The following is a 7465-nucleotide window of genomic DNA, read 5'->3' on the forward strand; positions in this document are numbered from 1 at the left end:
GGCGGGAGCACAGGGCGGGTGGCGTAGGTTTACCTGGGGAGCCGCGCCCACTGGCGCGCAGGGCCCGAGACTCGACGACTGCATGGGGAGACAACGCGCTCATGAGCGATGTACTGGAGCTGGTGGACGTATCCGTGGTCCGCGACGGACGTGCTCTGGTGGACGACGTCTCCTGGTCGGTCAAGGAGGGCGAGCGCTGGGTGATCCTCGGCCCGAACGGCGCCGGCAAGACCACTCTCCTCAACATCGCCTCCAGCTACCTGTTCCCCACCACCGGCACCGCCACCGTCCTCGGCGACCGGCTCGGCGGGGTCGACGTCTTCGAGCTCCGCCCCCGCATCGGCATGGCCGGCATCGCCATGGCCGAGAAGCTGCCCAAGCGCCAGACGGTCCTGCAGACCGTCCTCACCGCCGCCTACGGCATGACCGCCACCTGGCACGAGGACTACGACGCCGTCGACGAGCAGCGCGCCCGCGCCTTCCTCGACCGCCTCGGCATGTCCGAGTACCTGGAGCGCAAGTTCGGCACCCTCTCCGAGGGCGAGCGCAAGCGCACCCTCATCGCCCGCGCGATGATGACCGACCCGGAACTGCTCCTCCTCGACGAGCCCGCCGCCGGCCTCGACCTCGGCGGCCGCGAGGACCTGGTGCGCCGCCTCGGCCGGCTCGCCCGCGATCCGTTCGCACCCTCCATGATCATGGTGACCCACCACGTCGAGGAGATCGCACCCGGCTTCACCCACGTCCTGATGATCCGTCAGGGCAAGGTGCTCGCCGCGGGCCCGATGGAGACTGAGCTCACCTCCCGAAACCTCTCCCTCTGCTTCGGTCTCCCGCTCGTCGTCGAGCGCAACGGCGAGCGCTGGACGGCCCAGGGCCTGCCGCTCGCCTGACCGCCGCCGCTTCGCGGTCGCGCCCTGTCGGGGCGGCGTTCGCCGCCCTACCATGCCCTTGTGGACATCGACGCATGGGTGTGGTGGCTCGTCGCAGCGGTCGGCCTGGGGATTCCCCTCGTGATCACCGCCATGCCCGAACTCGGCATGCTCTCCGTCGGCGCGGTCGCCGGAGCCGTCACCGCGGGCCTCGGGTTCGGCGTGGTCGCGCAAGTGGTGGTGTTCGCCGCCGTCTCGGTCGCGCTCATTGCCGTCGTACGCCCCATCGCGGCGCGTCACGGCGCTCAGCGACCCCGACTCGCCACCGGAATCGACGCCCTGAGAGGCCGTCAGGCCGTCGTGCTGGAGCGGATCGACGGCGACGGCGGCCGCATCAAGCTCGCCGGCGAGATCTGGTCGGCCCGGGCCCTCGACGCCTCCCGGGTCTTCGAACCGGGGGAGCAGGTGGACGTGGTCGAGATCGACGGCGCGACGGCCGTGGTGATGTGACATACGGGTGACGGTTCGACATGATCATGTGACGGAACCTCACCCACGACCGGCCGCGGTCTGGGAAACTCGATCATCAGAGACTCATCCGGCAGCGAAGGGCACGGGAAGCACGATGCCATCGATCATCATCGTTCTGGTCATTCTGGTGGTGCTGGTCTTCATCGCCCTGATCAAGACGATCCAGGTCATCCCGCAGGCAAGTGCCGCCATCGTGGAGCGGTTCGGCCGCTACACGCGCACGCTGAACGCCGGGCTGAACATCGTCGTCCCGTTCATCGACTCGATCCGCAACCGGATCGACCTCCGCGAGCAGGTCGTCCCCTTCCCGCCCCAGCCGGTGATCACCCAGGACAACCTCGTCGTCAACATCGACACCGTCATCTACTACCAGGTGACCGACGCCCGCGCCGCGACCTACGAAGTGGCCAGCTACATCCAGGCGATCGAGCAGCTCACCGTCACCACCCTCCGCAACATCATCGGCGGCATGGACCTCGAGCGCACCCTCACCTCCCGCGAGGAGATCAACGCCGCCCTCCGCGGCGTCCTCGACGAGGCCACCGGCAAATGGGGCATCCGCGTCAACCGCGTCGAACTCAAGGCCATCGAGCCGCCGACATCCATCCAGGACTCGATGGAGAAGCAGATGCGCGCCGACCGCGACAAGCGAGCCGCCATCCTCACCGCCGAGGGCATCCGCCAGTCCCAGATCCTCACCGCCGAGGGCGAGAAGCAGTCCGCCATCCTCCGCGCCGAGGGCGAGGCCAAGGCCGCGGCCCTGCGCGCCGAGGGCGAGGCCCAGGCGATCCGCACGGTCTTCGAGTCCATCCACGCCGGCGACCCCGACCAGAAGCTGCTCTCGTACCAGTACCTCCAGATGCTCCCGAAGATCGCCGAGGGCGACGCCAACAAGCTCTGGATCGTGCCCAGCGAGATCGGCGACGCGCTCAAGGGCCTTTCCGGCGCCATCGGCAGCTTCGGCGGACCCCTGTCCGGCAACGGAGGCAACGGCGGCAGCGGGAACAGCGGAGGGAACTCCGGAATCCCCCGCCAGAGCGGCGGCACGGAGCGACGTGAGCAGCCCCCGATCGACTGACACCACCCCCGGTCGTGCATGATCGGTGCGGCCCCTCGACCTCGACGGCGGGGAGGACGCACTGATCATGTGAGGAGATGGCCTTGTCCGTCTGGGAAGCAGTCGCGATCTTCGTGGCCGGCACGGCAGCGGGCACGATCAACACGATCGTCGGCTCGGGAACCCTCATCACCTTCCCGGTCCTGCTGGCCACCGGACTCCCGCCCGTCACCGCGACCGTCTCGAACGCCCTCGGCCTGATACCGGGGTCGATCAGCGGAGCCATCGGCTACCGCGCCGAACTCACCGGCCAGAAGCGCCGTATCGTCCGTCTGGGCCTCGCCGCCCTCATCGGCGGCCTCGCCGGCGCGATGCTCCTGCTCCTGCTGCCGCCGACGGCCTTCGAGACCATCGTCCCGGTCCTCGTGGCGCTCGCCCTCGTCCTCGTCGTCCTCCAACCCCGGATCTCCGCCGCCGTCCAGCGCCGCCGCGAGCGCCGCGGCACCGGCGCACCGCACCCCGACGGAGGACCGGTCCTCTTCACGGCCCTGATGCTCGCCAGCGTCTACGGCGGCTACTTCACCGCGGCCCAGGGGATCATCTACCTCTCCGTCATGGGCATGCTGCTCGGCGACAGCCTGCAGCGGCTCAACGCCACGAAGAACGTGCTCGCCGCGATCGTCAACACCGTGGCCGCGTTGTTCTTCCTCTTCGTCGCGCACTTCGACTGGACCGCCGTCCTGCTCATCGCGGTCGGCTCCGCCATCGGCGGCCAGATCGGCGCCAGGATCGGCCGCAGGCTCTCACCCGTGGTGCTGCGGACCTTCATCGTGCTCGTGGGATCGGCCGCCATCGTCCAGCTCGTCCTGCGGTGACGGCTCCTCCCGCGCCGACGGCACACGGAAGCCCGCCCCACGAGGGAGCGGGCCTGCGCGTACATCCACGACTCACCCCGGACCGCGGGGCAGGTGCCGGCACTCGCCGGTTCAGGCCGCCGACCGCACAGCGTGCCGATCACCCGCGTGCCCGTTGCCGTGCTGCCCTAGCCACTCCGGCAGCGACGACCGCTCACCCACCCGCAGCGCGAGCAGCATCGCGTCCGCCGGCGTCGGCACGAACGGCTCGTGCAGCAGGGGCATCCCGGCCTGCTCCGGCGTACGGTCCGCCTTGCGGTGATTGTCCTCCGCGCACGACGCGACCGTGTTCAGCCAACTGTCCGCACCGCCCTGCGACCGCGGCACCACATGGTCCACGGTCGTCGCCCGCTTCCCGCAGTAGGCGCACCGGTGCTGGTCCCGCACCAGCACACCCCGTCTCGACCACGGCGCCTGTCTTCGGAACGGCACCCGTACGTATCTGCAGAGCCTGATCACCCGCGGCACCGGTAGTTCCACCGCGGCCGCACGCACACGGAGCGCGGGGTGGGCCTGCTCGACCACGGCCTTGTCCTGCAGCACCAGCACCACCGCACGGTTGAGCGTCACCGTCGAAAGCGGCTCGAAGCTCGCATTCAGTACCAGCGTGTCCCGCATTGTGCCCCACCTCCCGTGTGCCGGCCCGGCCCTAGTGGCGGGCTCTGGGCTGGGATCAACTCTGGCCGGGCACGCCGCGATGGACAACGCAATATCCGCGCAAACGAAAGATGCCCGCTCCTGATCTCTCCAAGACCAGGAGCGGGCAAACAACAGGCGAACGCTGGTGGAGCTAGCCGCGGTTCTCGTACTCGCCGATCAGCTGAGCCCGCGCCAGCGTGTGGAACCGCAGATTGAAGCCCACGACGGCGGGGGACACGTCGTCACCCGGGCCCAGCTTCTCGGAGTCCACCGCGTACACGGTGAACACATAGCGGTGCGGACCGTCGCCGGGCGGCGGCGCGGCGCCGCCGAAGTCCTTCGTCCCGTAGTCGTTGCGGACGTGGAGGGCCCCCTCCGGCAGACCCTCGAACTTCCCGCCGCCCGCACCGGCCGGCAGCTCGGTCACCGACGCCGGGATGTCGAACAGCACCCAGTGCCAGAACCCGCTGCCCGTCGGCGCATCGGGGTCGAAGCACGTCACGGCGAAGCTCTTCGTCCCCGCCGGAAAGCCCTCCCACCGCAGCTGCGGGGACGAGTTGCCCGCCGAGCGGACCTGGGCGTCATGCAGGACGCCGCCGTCCTCGACGTCGGTACTCGTCACGATGAACGACGGCACCTGCGGATGGAAGTCATGAGGCAGCGGAGCCCTCTTCGCCTCGGACACGTCTGAACCTCCGTAATCGGGAGTGCCGCGCTTACGCTCGCGCGCTTACGCCAACGAGCCTAGAGCCCTACAGCCAGTTACGACGGCCGCCGACCTCAGCGAGCCACTGGTTGAGGTACGCGGCGTAGTCCGTCCCCTGGAAGTCGTGCAGGTCCACCGTGAACGCCCGGTACGAGTCACTGCCCTCGCTGAACAGCCCCGGCTTCTTGTCCATCTCCAGGACCACGTCCATCTCGCGGTCGTCGGCGACGAACGTGACCTCGACCTGGTTCAGCCCCCGGTACTGCTGCGGCGCGAAGAACTCGATCTCCTGGTAGAAGGGCAGCCGCTGGCGCGTCCCGCGGATGTGTCCGCGCTCCATGTCCGCGCTCTTGAAACGGAAACCCAGCTGGATGAACGCGTCCAGGACCGCCTGCTGCGCGGGCAGCGGGTGCACGTTGATCGGGTCCAGGTCGCCCGAGTCCACGGCGCGCGCGATCTCCAGCTCGGTCGTCACACCGATGTCCATGCCGCGCAGTCGCTGTCCGGCGATCGTCGTGACCGGGGTCTCCCACGGGATCTCCAGCCCGAACGGCACCACGTGCACCGCGCCGGCCTGTACCTCGAAGGCGCCCCCGAGCCGCTGCTTGACGAACTCGATGTCCTGCTTGACCTCCTGGTCGCCGCCCTCGACCTCGACCCGCGCCTGCAGCCCGACGGACAGCCCCTCGATCTGCTGGTTGACCGAACCGCCCTGGACGCGCACCTCGCCCTGGACGACTCCGCCGGGCACGACGTTGTCCTCGGTGAGCACCGTCTCGACCGACGCCCCGCCGGCCCCGAGGCTCGCGAGCAGCTTCTTGAAGCCCATGTTCCATCCCTCCTGTGTACTGACCTCTACATACGCGCGACGACGGTAGCCGGTTCCCCGGACGGGACGAGTACCCTCGTACGGCATGATCGAGAGCCCCGACCGTACGCCGCTGCCCCGGGACTTCTTCGACCGGCCCGTCCTGGAGGCCGCGCCCGACCTCCGTGGCCGGACGCTGGAGCGCCGCACCGAGGACGGTCCCATCGAGTTCCGGCTCACCGAGGTGGAGGCCTGCGCGGGGGAGGCCGACCCCGGCTCGCACGCCTTCCGCGGCCGCACCGCCGCAACGGGGCCATGCCCGGGCCGCCCGGACACGCGTACGTCACGAGGCGGTCGGCATGAACGTTGATCTCCTCGCCCATCCTGCCGAAGAGGTCGCCCCCAGGCTCCTCGAGAGCGTTCTCACCTGCAAGACCCCCGAGGGAACCGTGAGCATCGCCATCACGGAGACCGAGGCGTACTCCGGTACGGCCGACCCGGCTTCCCACGCCTACCGGGGCCGGACACCCCGCAACGCCGTCATGTTCGGACCCGCAGGACACCTGTACGTGTACCGGTCCCACGGTCTCCACTGGTGCGCCAACGTCGTCACCGGGACGGAGGGCATCGCCTCGGCTGTGCTCGTCCGGGCAGGCAGGGTGATCGAGGGGGAAGACCTGGCACGCGAGCGACGCGGGGAGAGGGTCGAGAGTCCACGTCTTGCCCGAGGCCCGGGGAACTTCTGCCAGGCACTCGGCATCTCGGGAGAGCACAACGGCGCAGACCTCCTGACAGGTACCTCGGTCGTGTTGTCCGAGGGTGAGCCGGTACCCGCCGCGCTCATCCGGGTTGGTCCTCGGGTGGGCGTGAGCAAGGCCCACGACTGGCAACACCGGTTCTACCTCGCCGGTGATCCGACGGTCTCGGCCTACCGGCTGAGCCCGAGGGCGAGACCCTCCGCCGGTGCCTGAGCCGCTCTGCGCCTCGCTCACGACCCCGGTGGCGATTGCCTGCCCGGAAGGCTTCAAGTCCTTCCGCCTCCTGCGGTACGAGGTACTGGGGGCAGGGCCTCCAGCCGCCACGCTCCCCACCGGAAGCCCCGGAGCATCGCCCGCGACTCTTCACCGTCCAGGAGCACCACCGGCCTCGCGAAGAACGCTCTCGGGGATCTCCACCAGCCTTTCCCCCTGCGTGGGCGTGCACGTGTCGGACACGTCGCCCTGCACCACGATGGAGCCGGAAGCGTGCGGTAGCCGCTGCTCGACCCACTCGCAGACCCGCATGACGACGGATCCGCACGTAGTCGATGCGGCCTCTTGGCTCAGCAGCCTCCGCGCAGGCGCGATCCGAGTGGGCGAGGAACTCGCCTGAGAACGCCGACTTTCAGCCCGCAGTAGCAGGGAACTGGCCAAAGGACCGGCTCGGCTGGCGACGGCCCTCGGTACCGACCGGAGCCTCGACGGCGCGAACGTCTGCTCCGACGCGAACGGCGCCCCCGCGCCGCTCACCGTCCTCCCGGCCACCCCGCCCGTCATCGACCAGGTACGGAGCGGGCCGCCCACCGCTGTCCGCGGGGACGGAGCCACTCGTCCCTGGCACTACCGGCTCGACGGCGACCCCGACAGCGAGTCCGTACCGGCCCCACTCACCACGCCGTAGGGCAACTTGACTCGGCGTCGCAAGACGCCTAACGTAGCCCGAGCCGCATGAGCAGGGACTGCTGTTCTACAGCCCCGGAGCGGCCATCCACTACCTACGACAAACCCAAGCGGGTGCGGTTTCGGCATGCCGAAATTCGCCTCGATCGCCTCGATTATGAGTCGCCGGGAGAATCGGCTAGCGTAGTGACCACGCCGAAAGGCAGCCGAAAGGCGAAAGGCCCTCCAACGGCCACCGGAAATGAATTCCGAACCGGGAACGGAACGGAAATCGGATCTG

Annotated in this window: 9 protein-coding genes and 1 pseudogene; 7 read left to right on the forward strand and 3 right to left on the reverse strand. The window is 69.4% G+C overall.

The window, feature by feature from the left end; genetic code table 11:
• The first annotated feature begins 101 nt into the window (after positions 1–101).
• The 4 genes from QMZ92_RS27280 to QMZ92_RS27295 all read left to right on the forward strand — a co-directional run bounded on the left by QMZ92_RS27280 (position 102) and on the right by QMZ92_RS27295 (position 3335).
• A complete protein-coding gene (locus tag QMZ92_RS27280) occupies positions 102–893 on the forward strand; it encodes an ABC transporter ATP-binding protein (protein WP_283300155.1) in 792 nt (263 codons plus the stop codon).
• 60 nt (positions 894–953) lie between these two features.
• A complete protein-coding gene (locus QMZ92_RS27285) occupies positions 954–1382 on the forward strand; it encodes an NfeD family protein (RefSeq protein ID WP_283300156.1) in 429 nt (142 codons plus the stop codon).
• 115 nt (positions 1383–1497) lie between these two features.
• Complete coding sequence (locus QMZ92_RS27290; protein WP_283300157.1) at positions 1498–2481, forward strand: SPFH domain-containing protein; 984 nt, start codon at positions 1498–1500, stop codon at positions 2479–2481.
• Between the two features lie 77 nt (positions 2482–2558).
• Positions 2559–3335, forward strand: a complete 777-nt coding sequence (locus QMZ92_RS27295) for a sulfite exporter TauE/SafE family protein (protein WP_283300158.1) — start codon at positions 2559–2561, stop codon at positions 3333–3335.
• Positions 3336–3446: 111 nt separating this feature from the next.
• Here the strand turns inward: QMZ92_RS27295 and QMZ92_RS27300 are convergent, their stop codons facing one another.
• From QMZ92_RS27300 to QMZ92_RS27310, 3 genes are all read right to left on the reverse strand, one after another.
• Entirely contained in the window at positions 3447–3992 is a 546-nt protein-coding gene (locus tag QMZ92_RS27300) for an HNH endonuclease (protein WP_283300159.1), read from the reverse strand.
• A 172-nt stretch (positions 3993–4164) separates the two neighbouring features.
• On the reverse strand, positions 4165–4698 hold the full coding sequence (locus QMZ92_RS27305) for a YbhB/YbcL family Raf kinase inhibitor-like protein (protein WP_283300160.1): 534 nt from the start codon (positions 4696–4698) through the stop codon (positions 4165–4167).
• A gap of 67 nt (positions 4699–4765) precedes the next feature.
• Complete coding sequence (locus QMZ92_RS27310) at positions 4766–5548, reverse strand: sporulation protein (RefSeq protein ID WP_283300161.1); 783 nt, start codon at positions 5546–5548, stop codon at positions 4766–4768.
• A gap of 85 nt (positions 5549–5633) precedes the next feature.
• Between QMZ92_RS27310 and QMZ92_RS27315 the strand changes: the two are divergent.
• From QMZ92_RS27315 to QMZ92_RS27325, 3 genes and pseudogenes are all read left to right on the forward strand, one after another.
• A pseudogene (locus tag QMZ92_RS27315) lies at positions 5634–5872 on the forward strand (DNA-3-methyladenine glycosylase); the annotation flags it as partial.
• A gap of 14 nt (positions 5873–5886) precedes the next feature.
• Positions 5887–6498, forward strand: a complete 612-nt coding sequence (locus tag QMZ92_RS27320; RefSeq protein WP_283300162.1) for a DNA-3-methyladenine glycosylase — start codon at positions 5887–5889, stop codon at positions 6496–6498.
• A gap of 454 nt (positions 6499–6952) precedes the next feature.
• A complete protein-coding gene (locus QMZ92_RS27325) occupies positions 6953–7186 on the forward strand; it encodes a hypothetical protein (protein WP_502962152.1) in 234 nt (77 codons plus the stop codon).
• Positions 7187–7465 lie beyond the last annotated feature (279 nt).

The organism is Streptomyces sp. HNM0645, from assembly GCF_030056615.1.
Taxonomy (GTDB): Bacteria; Actinomycetota; Actinomycetes; order Streptomycetales; family Streptomycetaceae; genus Streptomyces; species Streptomyces marianii.